At 68.6% G+C, this 15,104-nt stretch carries 18 protein-coding genes and 1 pseudogene; 9 read left to right on the top strand and 10 right to left on the bottom strand.

The window, feature by feature from the left end:
* Position 1 precedes the first annotated feature (1 nt).
* Together AC07NF_RS20565 and AC07NF_RS20560 are read right to left on the bottom strand one after the other, a co-directional pair.
* A complete protein-coding gene (locus AC07NF_RS20565) occupies positions 2–637 on the bottom strand; it encodes a glutathione S-transferase family protein (RefSeq protein WP_494630558.1) in 636 nt (211 codons plus the stop codon).
* Positions 638–753: 116 nt separating this feature from the next.
* Positions 754–990 (bottom strand): DUF2171 domain-containing protein, encoded by a 237-nt coding sequence (locus AC07NF_RS20560; protein WP_291870538.1) that lies wholly within the window; start codon positions 988–990, stop codon positions 754–756.
* Between the two features lie 136 nt (positions 991–1,126).
* Here AC07NF_RS20560 and AC07NF_RS20555 point away from each other — a divergent pair, with 136 nt between their 5' ends.
* From AC07NF_RS20555 to AC07NF_RS20545, 3 genes are read left to right on the top strand one after another with little or no spacing between them, the layout of a single operon-like run.
* A complete protein-coding gene (locus tag AC07NF_RS20555; RefSeq protein ID WP_494630549.1) occupies positions 1,127–2,029 on the top strand; it encodes a DUF6807 family protein in 903 nt (300 codons plus the stop codon).
* A gap of 4 nt (positions 2,030–2,033) precedes the next feature.
* Entirely contained in the window at positions 2,034–2,210 is a 177-nt protein-coding gene (locus AC07NF_RS20550) for a DUF4169 family protein (RefSeq protein WP_172262546.1), read from the top strand.
* Positions 2,211–2,214: 4 nt separating this feature from the next.
* Positions 2,215–2,424: a ribbon-helix-helix domain-containing protein gene (locus AC07NF_RS20545; protein ID WP_494630695.1), complete on the top strand. Its 210-nt coding sequence runs from the start codon at positions 2,215–2,217 to the stop codon at positions 2,422–2,424.
* Between the two features lie 98 nt (positions 2,425–2,522).
* Here AC07NF_RS20545 and AC07NF_RS20540 read toward each other — a convergent pair whose 3' ends face one another.
* Together AC07NF_RS20540 and AC07NF_RS20535 are read right to left on the bottom strand one after the other, a co-directional pair.
* Positions 2,523–2,774: a hypothetical protein gene (locus AC07NF_RS20540; protein WP_494630543.1), complete on the bottom strand. Its 252-nt coding sequence runs from the start codon at positions 2,772–2,774 to the stop codon at positions 2,523–2,525.
* A 2-nt stretch (positions 2,775–2,776) separates the two neighbouring features.
* Positions 2,777–2,986: a hypothetical protein gene (locus AC07NF_RS20535; RefSeq protein WP_494630541.1), complete on the bottom strand. Its 210-nt coding sequence runs from the start codon at positions 2,984–2,986 to the stop codon at positions 2,777–2,779.
* Positions 2,987–3,110: 124 nt separating this feature from the next.
* Here AC07NF_RS20535 and AC07NF_RS20530 point away from each other — a divergent pair, with 124 nt between their 5' ends.
* A complete protein-coding gene (locus AC07NF_RS20530; RefSeq protein ID WP_494630539.1) occupies positions 3,111–5,522 on the top strand; it encodes a DUF3553 domain-containing protein in 2,412 nt (803 codons plus the stop codon).
* A 9-nt stretch (positions 5,523–5,531) separates the two neighbouring features.
* Here the strand turns inward: AC07NF_RS20530 and AC07NF_RS20525 are convergent.
* Positions 5,532–5,636, bottom strand: a pseudogene (locus AC07NF_RS20525) (hypothetical protein); the annotation flags it as partial.
* A 214-nt stretch (positions 5,637–5,850) separates the two neighbouring features.
* Between AC07NF_RS20525 and AC07NF_RS20520 the strand changes: the two are divergent.
* Entirely contained in the window at positions 5,851–6,012 is a 162-nt protein-coding gene (locus AC07NF_RS20520; protein WP_494630537.1) for a hypothetical protein, read from the top strand.
* Here the strand turns inward: AC07NF_RS20520 and AC07NF_RS20515 are convergent.
* The gene (locus AC07NF_RS20515; protein WP_494630533.1) at positions 5,993–7,159 is read right to left on the bottom strand and encodes a low temperature requirement protein A; all 1,167 of its coding nucleotides are present in this window, start codon (positions 7,157–7,159) and stop codon (positions 5,993–5,995) included. The genes AC07NF_RS20520 and AC07NF_RS20515 overlap by 20 nt on opposite strands.
* Positions 7,160–7,231: 72 nt before the next feature.
* Here AC07NF_RS20515 and AC07NF_RS20510 point away from each other — a divergent pair, with 72 nt between their 5' ends.
* The 4 genes from AC07NF_RS20510 (at position 7,232) to AC07NF_RS20495 (ending at position 11,012) form a co-directional block, all read left to right on the top strand.
* Positions 7,232–7,750, top strand: a complete 519-nt coding sequence (locus AC07NF_RS20510) for a hypothetical protein (RefSeq protein ID WP_494630528.1) — start codon at positions 7,232–7,234, stop codon at positions 7,748–7,750.
* A 39-nt stretch (positions 7,751–7,789) separates the two neighbouring features.
* Positions 7,790–8,656 (top strand): 50S ribosomal protein L11 methyltransferase, encoded by an 867-nt coding sequence (locus AC07NF_RS20505; RefSeq protein WP_494630526.1) that lies wholly within the window; start codon positions 7,790–7,792, stop codon positions 8,654–8,656.
* 61 nt (positions 8,657–8,717) lie between these two features.
* Positions 8,718–9,146, top strand: coding sequence for a hypothetical protein (locus AC07NF_RS20500; protein ID WP_494630524.1), 429 nt, complete (start codon positions 8,718–8,720; stop codon positions 9,144–9,146).
* Between the two features lie 54 nt (positions 9,147–9,200).
* Positions 9,201–11,012 carry an aminopeptidase P family protein gene (locus tag AC07NF_RS20495; protein WP_494630522.1) on the top strand — a complete coding sequence of 604 codons (1,812 nt, stop codon included), beginning with the start codon at positions 9,201–9,203 and terminating at the stop codon, positions 11,010–11,012.
* Here the strand turns inward: AC07NF_RS20495 and AC07NF_RS20490 are convergent.
* The 4 genes from AC07NF_RS20490 to ligA form a co-directional block, all read right to left on the bottom strand.
* Positions 11,009–11,494 carry a universal stress protein gene (locus tag AC07NF_RS20490; RefSeq protein ID WP_492817483.1) on the bottom strand — a complete coding sequence of 162 codons (486 nt, stop codon included), beginning with the start codon at positions 11,492–11,494 and terminating at the stop codon, positions 11,009–11,011. The genes AC07NF_RS20495 and AC07NF_RS20490 overlap by 4 nt on opposite strands.
* Before the next feature lie 63 nt (positions 11,495–11,557).
* The gene (locus AC07NF_RS20485) at positions 11,558–11,974 is read right to left on the bottom strand and encodes a DUF2147 domain-containing protein (RefSeq protein WP_492817481.1); all 417 of its coding nucleotides are present in this window, start codon (positions 11,972–11,974) and stop codon (positions 11,558–11,560) included.
* 119 nt (positions 11,975–12,093) lie between these two features.
* On the bottom strand, positions 12,094–12,708 hold the full coding sequence (locus tag AC07NF_RS20480; RefSeq protein WP_494630519.1) for a 3'-5' exonuclease: 615 nt from the start codon (positions 12,706–12,708) through the stop codon (positions 12,094–12,096).
* Positions 12,708–15,059, bottom strand: coding sequence for an NAD-dependent DNA ligase LigA (gene ligA, locus AC07NF_RS20475; RefSeq protein WP_494630517.1), 2,352 nt, complete (start codon positions 15,057–15,059; stop codon positions 12,708–12,710). The genes AC07NF_RS20480 and ligA overlap by 1 nt, the downstream gene beginning before the upstream one ends.
* Positions 15,060–15,104 lie beyond the last annotated feature (45 nt).

Below are 15,104 nucleotides of genomic sequence, written 5' to 3'. Positions count from 1 at the left end.
CCTAGTCGTTGATCCAGTCCGTCAGGCCCTCGCGCGCGTGGACCTCGCGCAGCGCCGGGCGCTGACGGATCGTATCCAGATAACGCTTCAGGTTCGGCCAGGCCGTCGCGGGCTTGGGCATGTTGCGGGTCCAGCGGCACAGGATCGTCGCCAGCAGGTCGACCGTCGTGAAGTGGTCGGAGACCAGGTAGTCGCGGTCCGCCAGTCGCGCGTCCATCCGCGCCAGGCCGGCCTCGATCCGCTCGCGGGCCGCCTGTTGCACCGCGTCCTGCGCCTCGCCGCCCGCCGGCTCGTGCGGATAGAACCAGGCGCGGAAGTTGGGCTGGAAGCTGTTGGCCAGCCAGAGAGTCCAGCTGAGGTACTCCGCCCGCTCGATCGTGCCCAGCGGCGGCGCGAAGCCGGCCTCAGGGTGGCGTTCGGCCAGCAGGGTCGCGATGCCGGCCATCTGGGTGACGGGCGCGCCGTCGATGATCAGGGTCGGCACAACGCCGTCCGGGTTCAGCGCCAGATATTCGGGCGTCTTGTGCTCGGCCTTGTCGAAATCCAGCAGGCGGGCCTCGAACGGGACGCTCAGCTCCAGCAGCATCCAGTGGATGGCCGTGCCGGCCGTGCTGGGCGAACCATAGAGCGTGTACATCGAGGACTCTCCGCGCTGATGGCCGGGGATAGGCGGCTGCTTCTGCGAGCCGGTCAAGCAAAAGGCCCCCGCCCTTTCGGGCGGAGGCCTTTCATGTTTACCGAGCGTGCGCGGCTTCAGTGCTTCTCGCGCCATTGGGCCTTGGCGTCGTCCTTGGTCAGGGCCAAGTGCACCTTGTCGTCGTCGATATATTCCACCCACGACAGCGGGATCAGGTGGTGCTTGAAGCCGCCGCCCAGGTCCAGCTTGGCCAGCTCGATCTCGCCGTTGGCGATGTGGTCCACGCGGCCGACGTGGCCGCCGTCCGAGCCGACGACTTCCTGGTGTTCCTTGATCTGCGAGAGGTCGATCATCCGTCGTCTCCTGGGTTAGAGCGGGACCGTCGCGGTCCCTCGCGACATCAAACGGCCACGTCTCCAGTGAAGTTTCAGCTTGCCATGCACGCATGGATTGTTCTTGATACGTTCCTGAAGACCTAGAGGACGAGGCATGAGCTTCCGCGCCCTTTTCACCGCCGCCCTGTTGCTGGTCGCCGGCCCCGCCCTCGCCGATCCCGCGATCGGCAAGCGGGTCGACGCGATCTTCGCCGACGACGCGGTGACCCTGACCGAGGCCGGCAAGACCTTGCTGGTCTATCGCACCAAGCCGCTGGATCCCGCCGCCGAACCCGGCCGCGCCAACTATGTCGGCCAGCTCTACGCCCCCGACGGCACGGCCCTGACCGAGGACAAGCCCGGCGACCACCCGCACCAGCGCGGCGTCTGGTGGGCCTGGATGAAGGTGCAGTCCGACGGCAAGACCGTCGCCGACGGCTGGTACATGAAGGGCCTGACCTACTTCGTCCGCTCAAAGACATTCCTGGGCGACGCCGAGGGCGGCGGCACCCTGACGGTCGATGTCGACTGGATGGTCAATTCCGGTCCGGAGCTGGTCTACATCGCCACCGAGACCACCAAGGTCACGGTCCGCCCGCTGAAGGCTGGCAGCCGGCGGGTGGAGTTCGATACGATCATCAAGTCCCGCGTCGACGCCCTGGGCCTGGGCGGCAGCGAGGATGATCGCGGCTTCGGTGGCTTCTCGATCCGCCTCGTTGAGCCCGAGAAGCTGACCTTCTCGTCGGGCGGCAAGACGATCGTGCCGAACGGCTCGGCGATCACGGCCGGGGCCAATATGGGCTTTGCCTGGACCGACGCGGCCTCGCCCGCCTGGGCGGTGGGCCTGGCCTGCAAGGCGAACGGTCAGGCGATCACGCGCTGGATGCTGTATAATGACCGCTCGATGCAGAACTGCGTCTTCCCCGGCCGAGCGCCGCTGGTCCTGAGGAAGGACGAGGTGTTGCGCCTGCAGGAGACGCTGGTGATCCGTCCCGTCGCGAAGAAGAAGACCCCGTAGATCCATGGCCGACATCGTCAATCTGAACCAGGCCCGCAAGGCCAAGGCCAAAGCCGACGACAAGACCCGCGCCGCCGAGAACCGCGCCAAGTTCGGCCGCACCAAGGGCGAGAAGACCCTGGACGCCGCGCGCGCCGACAAGCTCAAGCGCGACCTCGACGGCGCCAAGCGCGAGGACTGAGGCCCTGGCTGGTTTGAAGAAGCGGTCGGTGAACCTGGCTGGCCACGCAACCTCGCTGGCCCTGGAGCCGGAGTTCTGGGCCGTGCTGGAACGCGCGGCGACCGACCAGGCGCTGAGCTTGGCCGGCCTGATTCAGAAGATCGATCTGGAACGCGGCGAGCGCCCGCTGGCCTCAGCGTGTCGGGTGTTCGCGCTAGTGCGGGCCAGCGCCTAGCGAAACCTCGTCCTTCGACAAGCTCAGAATGAGGTTTCTATTGGTACGGCATCAAAAGTAGTCCTCATCCTGAGCCTGTCGAAGGACGAGGACGGCCCCTACCGCTGCTCCACCGCCGGCCGGCGCTGCGTCGGGATCGGCACGGGCTGCGGGTTCGGCCCCTGACGCAGGGCCGAGGGGATGTCTCGGATGCTCTGGCGCAGGTCGACCTTGTCGCCGGCCATGACGCCCAGCTTCCAGGCGCCCCAGACCGCCAGCACCAGCACCGCCACGACCAGCAGCGCGGCCATCAGGCCGCCGCCACCGTCGCTGCGATGCGCATGGTCGTTATGAGCGAGTGTGCGCGCCATGATCAGCCGCCCGGCGCCTTGGGCGCTTCAGGCAGTTTCGGCGCATCGGGCAGCTTGGGCGCCGAGGCCGAGATGTTCACGTCCACCCGCTTCTTCTGGGTGAAGCCGCCGGACATCATGAAGAAGGCGAGCACCGCGACGATGACCACAAGCCCGCCTACGATGAACGCCAAGCCACTGTTGCCACCGCTGTTGCTGGTACCTTCGGCCATGAGAGTCTCCGCGCCATGCTGGCGTTGTTGCTGTTGGCGGATCAACGGTACGCGAGCCGGGAGGTTCCGCTTCGGCTGTCTCTAGGGACTTAAGTCCCGCGCACTTTGTGCTACATATGTTCCCATGTTTCCCGATGATGACTCGGCCGGCTTCCCGGGCGACCTCCCCTCTCCGCGCATCTCCGACCTGGCCCGGCCGCAACCGCCGACGGGCGGTCATGCCATGCCCAACTACCTGGACGGCCTGAATCCCGAACAGCGCGAGGCGGTCGAGACCACCGAAGGCCCGCTGCTCGTTTTGGCCGGCGCCGGCACCGGCAAGACCCGCGTGCTGACCACCCGCCTGGCCCACATCCTGGCCACCGGCAAGGCGCGGCCGTGGGAGATGCTGGCCGTCACCTTCACCAACAAGGCCGCGCGCGAGATGCGCGAGCGGATCACCCACATCATCGGCCCGGAGGCCGAGGGCCTGCGCTGGCTGGGCACCTTCCACTCGGTGGCCGCCCAGATCCTGCGCCGCCACGCCGAGCTGGTGGGGCTGAAGTCGAACTACACGATCATCGACACCGACGATAACGAGCGGCTGCTCAAGCAGCTGATCGAGGCCGAGAACATCGACGCCAAGCGCTGGACCCCGCGGATCCTGTCGCAGATCATCGACAACTGGAAGAACCGCGGCTGGACGCCCGACCGCGTCCCGGCCAGCGAAGCCGGCGAGTTCGCCAACGGCAAGGGCATCAGCCTGTACCGTCAGTACCAGGAGCGCCTGCGCATCCTGAACGCCTGCGACTTCGGCGACCTTTTGCTGCACAATATCAGCCTGTTCACCGGCCATCCCGACGTGTTGGACGAGTTCCAGCGTCGCTTCAAATACGTGATGGTCGACGAGTATCAGGACACCAACGTAGCCCAATATCTGTGGCTGCGGCTGCTGGCCCAGGGCCGCCAGAACGTCTGCTGCGTCGGCGACGACGACCAGTCGATCTATGGCTGGCGCGGGGCCGAGGTCGACAACATCCTGCGCTTCGAGCGCGACTTCGCCGGCGCCAAGGTCGTGCGGCTGGAGTGCAACTACCGCTCGACTGAGCACATCCTGGCCGCCGCCTCCGGCCTGATCACCGCCAACAAGGGCCGCCTGGGCAAGACCCTGTGGACCCCGGCCAAGGGCGGCGAGAAGGTCAAGGTCAGCGGCGTCTGGGACGGCGAGGCCGAGAGCCGCATGATCGCCGACGAGATCGAACGCGCGAAAAAGGCCGGCCGCAAGTACAACCAGATGGCCATCCTGGTTCGCGCCAGCTTCCAGATGCGGGCCTTCGAAGAGCGCTTCGTGCTGCTGCAGATCCCCTACAAGGTGGTCGGCGGCCCGCGCTTCTTCGAACGGGCCGAGATCCGCGACGCCCACGCTTACTTGCGCCTGATCCAGTCGCCCGACGATGACCTGGCCTTCGAGCGCATCGTCAACACGCCCAAGCGCGGCATCGGCGACACCTCGGTGCAGAAGCTGCTGCAGATCGCTCGCCTGAGCGGGATCTCGACCGTCGAGGCCGCCCGCCAGATCATCGCCAGCGACGAACTGCCGGCCCGCACCCGCACGGCGCTCAGCAACTTCATCCGCGACCTGGACCGCTGGCGCTCGCTGATCGGCAATGTCCACCACCAGCGCCTGCTGGAGACGGTGCTGGAAGAGAGCGGCTATACGGACGCCCTGCGCCTGGACAAGGGTCCGACCAGCCAGACGCGGCTGGAGAACCTGAAGGAACTGGTCCAGTCGATGGGCGCCTTCGACACGCTGGAGGCCTATCTCGAGCACGTGTCGCTGGTCATGGACCTGGACCGCGAGGCCACCGGCGACGCCGTCTGGATCATGACCCTGCACTCGGCCAAGGGCCTGGAATTCCCGCTGGTCTTCCTGCCCGGCTGGGAAGAAGGCGTGTTCCCCAGCCAGCGCAGCATGGACGACAAGGGCGAGAAGGGCCTCGAGGAAGAGCGCCGCCTGGCCTATGTCGGCATCACCCGCGCCCGCGAGGAGGCCCGGATCAGCTTCGTCGCCAACCGGCAGGTCTATGGCCGCTGGACGTCGCAGCTGCCGTCGCGGTTCGTCGACGAACTGCCGCTGGCCCACGTCGATGCGGCGTCCGAGACCGGGTATTACGGCGGCGGCCCCGGCATGCAGTCGACAGCCGCCTCGCGCTGGGACGACCCCGGCACGTCCGCCTTCCAGGCCGGCAGCTACGACAGCCCCGGCTGGAAACGCGCCCAGGAACGCACGGCGGGCTTCGGCGAACGCAACGCCGCCTGGCGGGGCCCGCAAGGCGTGCGCGCCGGCTCGTCCGCCCGCTCGGCCCCGATCGAAGGCGAAGGCCGCCTGGTCGCCGTCTCGGCCCCGACCAGCAGCGCCTATTCGCGCGGCGACCGCGTGTTCCACGTCAAGTTCGGCTACGGCCAGGTGAGCAGCATCGAGGGGAACAAGCTGACGGTGGCGTTCGACAAGGCGGGGGAGAAGAAGGTCATCGACAGCTTCGTCGAGAAGGCTTGAGGTCGCCTAGATCCTCCCCCTAGCGGGGGAGGTGTCGGCGTAGCCGACGGAGGGGGAAGAGGCAGGCTCAGCAGCACTTCCCCCTCCGGCCTTCGGCCGCCTCCCCCACTGGGGGAGGATCTATGTCCGCGCCCCGATGCCGCAGGGGTTGAACGCGACACGCGGCTAACCATATGGTACTCAGGAAGCCGCCAACCGCTTCAGCCCAAGACGGCTGAACCTCACGGCGCTCCTACCGCCCACCGCCTCTAACGGCCACCGGGCGCTTATCTCCACCCTTTAAGGAATATCGGGTCCGGCGACACGCCAGGCCCTTGTCTGGAACTTTATGAAAACCACTGTTACCCGCGAAGCCGCCAAGCGCGCGCCCCGCAAGATCAACACCATCCGCACCAACACCGCGCCGACGCGCGCCGCTCAATCCGACTGGGTCTGGCCCGGCCTGACCCGCGCCCAGCTGCGCGACATCGTCATCGACCAGATCGGCTGACCAACAGCGTCTCCCAGGCGCCGACCACCACCAGCGCCACGGTCGACAGCATCGACAGCACCAGCGGGCTCACATGCCCCGCGATCGGAACCAAGGCCGCCAGCAGGCCTAAGCCGACCAGTCGCGTCAGCGACCACTGCTTGAACACCGCCAGCTTGAAGACCAGCACGCCCAACAGGAACAGGGCCGGCCCGCCGATCACGGCGGCGGCGACCTTGAAGTCCGTATGGCCTGAGGCGTGGTGGATCACCCACTCGTCGCCCACAGCCGCCACGATGATCCCGGCGATCGGGATCAGGTGACTGTAGGTATAGGCCAGGCGGGCGATCGCGCCGGGGTCCTCGGACTCGGCGATGGCCTCGCTGGCCGCCTCGGCGGTGAACGAAAAATAGATCCACCACATGGCGATGCTGCCGACCAGCGCCGTAGCGAAGGCCGCCACGGTCTCGAGCGTCCAGGGCATGCCGACCACGGTGGCGCCGGTGACGATGATCGACTCGCCCAGGGCGATGATCGTGAACAGCGCCGTGCGTTCGGCCAGGTGGCCGCCTTCGACGACCCAGTCGCTGGTGGCCGAGCGCCCCAGCCCCGGCGTCCAGAACCCGACCAGCGCCGACAGGTAGTCGATGCCGATGGCGATCGCCCAGGCGATCAGGCGCGCCTCGTCATGCAGCAGGCCGCCAGCGATCCAGAACACCGCCGACAGCGTCACCCAGGCGAAGATGCGGCCGACGTTCATCCGATGCGCCGGCTCGCGCCACGTGCTGATCAGGAAGAACAGGCTGCGGCCGACCTGGATGAAGGCATAGGCGCCGGCGAACATCAGGCCGCCGCCCTCGAACGCATTGGGGATGGCGGCCGACAGCACCAGCCCCGCCGCCATCAGCAGGAACATCATCAACCGCACCGGGACCCGCTCGGGGTCCAGCCAGTTAGTGATCCACGACGTGCAGACCCAGGCCCACCAGACCGCCGCCAGCAGCATGGCCGCGTGCAGCACGCCCAGCGGCGTCGGATGATGCAGAACCGCATGCGACAGCTGGGTCACCGCGAACACGAAGACCAGGTCGAAGAACAGCTCCACATAGGTGACGCGGGCGTGTTCGTGCTTGTGGCGTTCGCGCAGCAGCGGGCGGGTCGTGGTCATGCGGGGTCCCCTCGCCCCTCACACTAAGGCGAGTCTCGCGAACCTTTTCGGCCTCTCGCGCGCTATGCCGACATGGACGCCCGCCTTGAACATATGCTGGCCCGGCTGAAGGGCTTCGCGCTGACCCGCCCTGTGGCCTATGGCGCGCCGGCCTGCGCCGTCATCGGCATCCTGGCGGGTCTCGCCATGAAGACCGGACCGCAGGACGCGGGCTATACGCCCGAGATGGAACCCGTGCTCGCCGCCTATGAAGCCCAGGCCGAGCCGATCGCCTGGCCGGCCGGCAAGACGCCTGACTATGTGGTCGGCACCGACTTCCTGAAGATGAGCCAGCCGCCGCCCGTGCAGATGGTCTCGTACGACGAGCCGGCCTATGCGCCGCCGCCGGAGATGGACGTGCCGCCCCATGTCGTGGCCCAGCATGGTCCCGCGACGCCGCCTCCGCCCGCCGACGCGCCGCATTGGGCGTCCGAGCGTGGCGACATCCTGAACGTCTCCTTGCCCGAGGACCGGCAGCCGCGACAGCCGCCCGTCCCGACGGTGCTGGCCGAGGCCGCCGACGTCGCCGCCACGGGCATGACCTCGCGCTGAAGGCTCGCTTTTCGCCGCCTTTGACGCTAACAGGCGCGGATGACCGACTACACGCCCCAGCAGATCGTCGCCCGCGGCACGCGCATTGAATCCGAGACCGCCGCCGACGCCATCGACAACCATCCGGGCCTGGAAGGCGCGACCTACTCGATCCTGGAAGAGGACGAGGACAAGAACGTCTGGCGCATCGACGCCTTCCCGACGACGCAGGAAGAAGACGAAAGCCTGATGGCCCTGCTGGGCGAGTACGACCTGAAGGTCGTGCGCGACACCCTGGCCGACGCCGACTGGCTGGCCATGGCGCTGTCGGGCCTGCCGCCGGTGCGCGCCGGCCGCTTCTTCGTCTATGGCATGCACGATCGCGGCCGCCTGCCGGCCAGCACCGTCAACCTGCGCATCGAGGCCGGCGCGGCCTTCGGCACGGGTCACCACGGCACGACCGTCGGCTGCCTGCAGGCCTATGACCGTCTGCTGAAGGCCAGGAAGTTCAACAAGGTGCTGGACGTCGGCGCCGGCACGGGCCTGCTGGCCATCGCCGCCGCCCGCACCGGCACCAAGCTGGCCGTCGGCACCGATATCGACAAGCCCTCGGTGCGCATCGCCAAGGAAAACGCCCAGGTCAACAAGGCCAACGCCCGCTTCGTGCACGCCTCGGGCCTGGGTCACCGCCTGGTCGCCCAGAACGCGCCCTACGACCTGGTGTTCGCCAACATCCTGGCCCGCCCGCTGATCAGCCTGGTCCAGGACATCAAGCACGCGCTGGTTCCGGGCGGCACGGTCATCCTGTCTGGGCTGCTGCGCACCCAGGAGCGGATGGTCAAGGCCGCCTACCTGTCGCGCGGCTTCAAGGTGGTCAGCCGCATCCACCGCGATGCCTGGGCGACGCTGGTTCTCCAGCGGCCCTAGGAACCTCCCGCATCGGGGTCACGTTTTCTCGGCCAGAGACATTGGCCGAGGAGCCGCCCCGATGACCTATACCGATCCCAACCTTCCCCCGCAGGAACGCCCCGTCGAGCGTCGCGTCGAGATCCACGAGCGCGGCGGCGTCGGCGGCTGGCTGGTCGCCGGCCTGATCGCCATCGTGGCGGTGATCGCTGTCGGCTTCCTGGCCATGCGCCCGACCTCGAACGATCCGAACCAGTTGCAGGCCGCCCAGGAACAGGGCCGCCAGGCCGGACTGGTCGAAGGCGCCCAGGGCGCGGCCCAGAACGCCCAGATGGCCGCCGAGAACGCCGCCCGCGAGGCCCGCACGACCGCTGACCAGGCCCGCGCCGACACCGCGCAGGCTGCCCGCAGCGCCGCCCAGTCGGCCCAGGACGCCGCCGACCGCGCCGCCTCCAGCCCCAACGACCAGGCTGCCTCGCCCGACAATCCGCCGGCGCAGCCCCAACAGTAATCCGTGAAATAATCGACCCTTCCCAGGCTCGGGTCGGGGGATTACATCCGAGGCATGCGCCAGACCTTCGATGAATCCACCGACCCGTCCTTTGGTCCCAAGCACGTCCCGCTGATCCGCGCCGCCATGGCCGCGCAGGGTCTGGACGGCTTCCTCGTGCCGCACGAGGACGAGCACCAGAACGAATATCTGCCCGCCGCCAACGATCGCCTGGCCTGGGCCAGCGGCTTCACCGGCTCGGCCGGCGCGGGCGTGATCCTGAAGGACCGCGCCGCCGTCTTCGTCGACGGCCGCTACACGCTGCAGGTTCGCGACCAGGTCGACCAGGGCGTCTTCGAGATCCGCGACCTCGTCGAGGGCGGCGTGCCCGCCTATCTGGAGACCGCCGAGAAGGGCGCGGTGATCGGCTACGACGCCCGCCTGCACAGCCCCGCCGCCCTGGACGGCCTGAAGGCCGCCGCCCACCGCGCCGGCGCGGTGCTCAAGCCCGTCGCCGCCAACCCGGTCGACCAGGCCTGGGGCGAGGCCCGCCCGGCCCAGCCGATGGCCCCGATCGTCCCGCACCACGTCGAATATGCTGGCGAAGAGTCCAGCTCCAAGCGCGCCCGCGTCGGCGCGTCGGTGGCCGCCTTCGGCGCGGACGCCACGGTGATCACCGCCCCGGCCTCGATCGCCTGGCTGTTCAACATCCGCGGCGGCGACGTCATCCGCTCGCCCCTGCCGCTCTCGCAAGCCATCCTGAACGCCGACGGCACGGCCCGCCTGTTCATCGAGCCGGCCAAGGTGACCGAGGATCTGCCCGCCTGGCTCGGCAACCAGGTCTCGCTGGAGACCCCGGACAAGCTGGCCGAGGCGCTAGGCGATCTCTCCGGCAAGAGCGTGGTGGTCGACCCGACCCAATCCTCGGCCTGGTACTTCGACATGCTGGCCGCCGCCGGCGCCAAGGTCGTGCGGGCCATGGACCCCTGCACCCTGCCCCGCGCCTGCAAGAACGACATCGAGCTGGACGGCACCCGCGAGGCGCACAAGCGCGATGGCGCGGCTCTGACCCGCTTTCTCCATTGGCTGGCCACCGAGGGCCAGATCAATCCGCCGGACGAGAAGGAAGCCGTCGCAAAGCTGGAAGGCTTCCGCGAAGCCACCGGCCGGCTCAAGGATCTCAGCTTCGACACCATCGGCGCGGCCAACGGCCACGGCGCCCTGCCCCACTACCGCCCGACCGAGCGCAGCAACGAACGCGCCGCGATGGGCTCGCTGCTGCTAGTCGACAGCGGCGGCCAGTACCTGGACGGCACCACCGACGTCACCCGCACCGTGGCGATCGGCGAGCCGTCGGCCGAGATGATTAACCGCAACACGCTGGTGCTGAAGGGCCACCTGGCCATCGCCCGCCTGCGGTTCCCGGCCGGCACCACCGGTTCGGCCATCGACGCCCTGGCGCGGATGGCGCTGTGGGCGCACGGGCTGGACTACGACCACGGCACGGGTCACGGCGTCGGCGTCTATCTGGGCGTGCACGAAGGTCCGCAGCGGATCTCCAAGGCCCCGAACGTCATCGCCCTGCAGCCCGGCATGATCGTCTCGAACGAGCCCGGCTACTACAAGGACGGCGAATACGGCATCCGGATCGAGAACCTGGAAGTCGTCATGCCGGCTGAGGACGTCCCTGGCGGCGACCGCCCGATGCACCGCTTCGAGGCCCTGACCCTGGCCCCGATCGACCGCCGCCTGATCGACAAGACCCTGCTGACGGCCGAGGAAGTGGCGCAGTTCGACGCCTACCACGCCCGCGTGCTGGCCGAGATCGGACCGCGCGTGGAGCCCGAGATCCGCGCTTGGATGGAAGAGGTCTGCGCGCCGCTCTAGGTCGGCGCCTTGACCGCGTGCAGGGCCATCTCGGCGGCGAACTCCGCGTCGCTGACCGGCTGCTGGGCGACCAGCAGGCTGCAGTCGACATTGTCGATGATGTAGGCGCCCGACTTGCCGCTCCACCAGCGCTCCAGGAAGCTGCGGCGTCGATGGCCCAGCACGACCAGGTCGGCGCCGACCTCGCGGACGAAGTTGCTGATCGCCGAGGACGGGTCGCCCCGGACGACGTGACCGGTGGCGTTCAGCCCGACGCTCTTGAGCTTGCCCACGCCCTCATCGACCAATTGTTGGCTGGCGGCGGCGATCTGTTCGGCCGCGCCGGGCTGGACGCCCTCGGCCATGGCCACGGCGGCGTTGTCGCCCAGTACGCAAAGCAGCCAGACCCTGGCCTCGCAGCGCAAGGCCAGCAGCGCCCCTTCCCGCAGGGCGCTGCGCGCTTCATGGCTGCCGTCGAAAGCCAGGACGATCTTCTGGTACATGCGCACCTCCCCCAAGGAGTTTTGAGGAAGGCTAGGTCAGACCCGGCCGGGAGTCGACGCGCCCTATTTCAGGCGTGTCCACTTCTGGGTCTTGCACAGCGGCGCGACGATGCAGCCCTTCAGCTTCAGCTCGTTGGCGCTGAGCAGCTCGATCGTGCCCGAATAGGTGCCGCCGTCCTCGGGATTGTAGACCTTGCCGCCGGTCCACTTGGTCGGCCCGCCGGTGAAATCGTACAGCATCTGCAGGTTCTTCAAGGTGCGACCGCGCTGGGCTTCGTCCTTGTTCTTGACGTCCTTGCGGGTCGGGTCGGTCTTGATGTGGTCCGAGGTCACCAGCTTGCCGCACAGGCTGTTGCCGCAGTGGGCGATCTCGACCTGGCCGCCGTTGCCGGGCGTGGCCCACAGGCCGGTGACGTCGGCGGCGAAGGCCGAGCCCGACACGAGCGTCAGGGCCGCGGCGATCAAGGCGGTGCGGATCATCTGTTTCTCCCTAGTGCGCGGCTGAAACGCGCGTTTGGGTCCCTCGTTGCGCGATCCATCCAGTCAGGACAAGAGCCAAGGCGAAAACGAGGCGGGAATTGCGGTTGCGGCGATGCGCCTCAGGCCCAGGCGCGGGCTTTGCGAGCGCCCGCCGCCGCGCGCGAGGGCGTGTAGCCGTCGGGATCCAGCCGGCCCAGGCTCATGCCTAAGCGCCCCGGTAGCTCCCGCACATGGCCCAGGCTGTTGAGGCTGGTCGCCGCCAGCGCCACCTGCCCGCAGGCATAGGCGTCGCCGGCCGCGTCGTGGTGCTTGAAGTCGACGCCCAGGTGGCCGCAGACCACGTTCAGCTTGTGCGACGGCAGGTCCGGCCACACGCCGCGCGCAACCTGCACCGTGCACAGATAGTCAAAGCCCGGCGCCGGCACGTCGTAGTGCTCACAGCTGCGGCGGATCACGCTGATGTCGAACGAGGCGTTGTGGGCCAGGACCAGCGCGCCCTCCAGCTCGGGTCGCAAGCGTTCCAGCACGTCCGGCCACTCCTCGGCGTCCTCGACATCCTGAGGGCCGATGCCGTGGAAGGCGATGTTGAACCGCGCGAAGCGGTTGCCCGGCGGGCGGATCCAGTGGTGCTCGACGCGCGCCACCTGGCCGTCCTCGATCCAGGCCAGGCCGATGGAGCACGGGCTGGACCGCTGCTCGTTGGCGGTCTCGAAGTCGAGGGCGATGACCTTCATCAGGCGCCCACCATCGCCAACCACTCGTCCTCGGTCATCACCTGGATGCCCAGCTCGGTGGCGGTCTTCAGCTTGGAGCCCGCGCCGGGGCCGGCGACCACGAGGTCGGTCTTCTTCGACACCGACGAGGCGACCTTGGCGCCCAGGCCCTCGGCCTGCGCTTTCGCCTCGTCGCGGGTCATCTTCTCCAGCGAGCCGGTGAAGACGATGGTCTTGCCGGCCACGGCCGTGTCGGTCTTGGGCTTGGCGACCGGCTGGATGTCCAGTTCGGCCACGAGGTTGTCGACCTTCCGGCGGTTGTGTTCCTCGGCGAAGAAGCGGGCCAGCGACTGGGCGGCCACAGGACCGACGCCATCGACGGCGGCCAGGTGCAGATAGTCGTCGCCCGGCGCGCCCGAGGCGGCCTCGACCAGGCCTTGGGCGAAGGCGTCCCAAGTCCCGTAACGCTGAGCCAGGGCCGCCTTGGCGGGCTTGGTCAACTTCGGGACAGCGTGGCCGATCTTGATTTCCAGGTCCGCGGCTTCCGGCCACGGATCGGCCAGCAGACCGCCCTTCCCCGCCTCGATCAGCAGGTCCAACGCCTTGGGGCCGACGCCCTGGGCGGTGGCGAGTTCCAGATAGGTCTCGCCCGGCAGGCCCTTGGCGGCGGCCTCGGCGGCGGCTTGCAGGTCCTCGAAGCGGTCGAAGTTGCGGGCCAGCACGGTCGATGTCGTCTCGCCGATGTCGCGCGCGCCCAGGCCGTAGATCATCCGGTCCATGCCGATGGTGCGGCGGGCGTCGATGCCCTTGACCAGGTTGGCGATCGAGGTCTCGCCATAACCGTCGCGCTCGCGCAGGGCCGCCAGCTTTTCCTCGTCCTTGGCCAGGCGGAAGATGTCGGCCGGCTCGGTGATCCAGCCTTCGTCGAAGAAGGCCTGCAGCTGCTTTTCGCCCAGGCCCTCGATGTCGAAGGCGCGGCGGGAGACGAAGTGGCGCAGGTGCTCGACCCGCTGGAACGGACAGGCGAACTCGCCGGTGCAACGGCGCACCACCGACTCCTGGCCCGAGGCCGTGACCTCGCGGGTCAGCGCCGTCTTCAACGGGCACTCGCAGACGTGAGGGAATTCGTAAGGCGCCGGCGCCGGGTCGGGACGCGCGGCGAGGTCGACCTCGACGATCTGCGGGATGACATCGCCGGCGCGCTGCAGGACGACCGTGTCGCCGATGCGGACATCCAGGCGGGCGATCTCGTCGCCATTGTGCAGCGTGGCGTTGGTCACCGAGACGCCGCCGACGGTGACGGGCTTCAGCCGCGCGACCGGCGTGTGGGCCCCGGTGCGGCCGACCTGGATATCGATGGCTTCCAGGATCGTGCGAGCCTGCTGGGCCGGGAACTTGCGGGCGATGGCCCAGCGCGGCGAGCGCGAGACAAAGCCCAGGCGGCGCTGCTGTTCCAGGTCGTCGACCTTGTAGACGACGCCGTCGATGTCGAAGTCCAGGGTCGGGCGCAGCGTCTCGAACTGGGCGTAGACGTCCAGCAGGCCCTGGGCGTTCTCGACCCGCTTGGCCGGCGGGGCCGTGGTGACGAAGCCCCATTCCGCCAGCTTCTCCAGCGCGCCCCACTGGCTGTCGGCGAACGGCGCGGACACCAGGCCCCAGGCATAGCCGAAGAACCGCAGTGGCCGCTGGGCGCTGATCTTCGGGTCGATCTGGCGGAGAGACCCGGCGGCGAAGTTGCGCGGGTTGGCGTAGGTGCGCTGGCCGGCTTCCTCGGCCGCCGCGTTGAAGGCGGAGAAGGCTTCGAGCTCGACATAGACCTCGCCGCGCACCTCGATCACGTCGGGCCAGCCCGAGCCCTTCAGGCGGTGGGGGATGTCGGCGATGGTGCGCAGGTTGGCGGTGACGTCCTCGCCCACCCGGCCATCGCCGCGCGTCGCGCCCTGGACCAGCACGCCCTTCTCGTAGCGTAGCGAGGCCGACAGGCCGTCGATCTTGGGTTCGGCGGTGTAGGCGACGGTGTCGGAAGGCGACAGGCGCAGGAACCGCCGGATGCGGGCGTCGAACTCGGTCGCCTCGTCATTGGAAAAGGCGTTGTCGAGGCTGAGCATCGGCACGCCGTGCTCGACCGGCGAGAACTGCTCGGCCCGCGCCGCGCCCACCCGCATGGACGGGGAATTGTCGCGCACCAGGTGCGGGAAGCGGGTCTCGATGTCGAGGTTGCGACGCTTGAGGGCGTCGTACTCGCCGTCGCTGATCGTGGGCGCGTCCTGCTGGTGATAGGCCAGGTCGTGGGCGGTCAGCGCGTCGGCCAGATGCTCCAGTTCCTCGACGGCCTGGGCTTCGGTGAGGTCGGCGATGGGGATCAAGGACACGTCGGCGAATCCGGAAGGCGGGAAGTTCCGGCAGGTTAGCAACGT

The sequence above is a fragment of the Caulobacter sp. GW821-FHT10A06 genome (genome assembly GCF_059415805.1).
The sequence above is the reverse complement of the archived record's forward strand: the minus strand, read 5'-3'. Positions and strand labels throughout refer to the sequence as shown.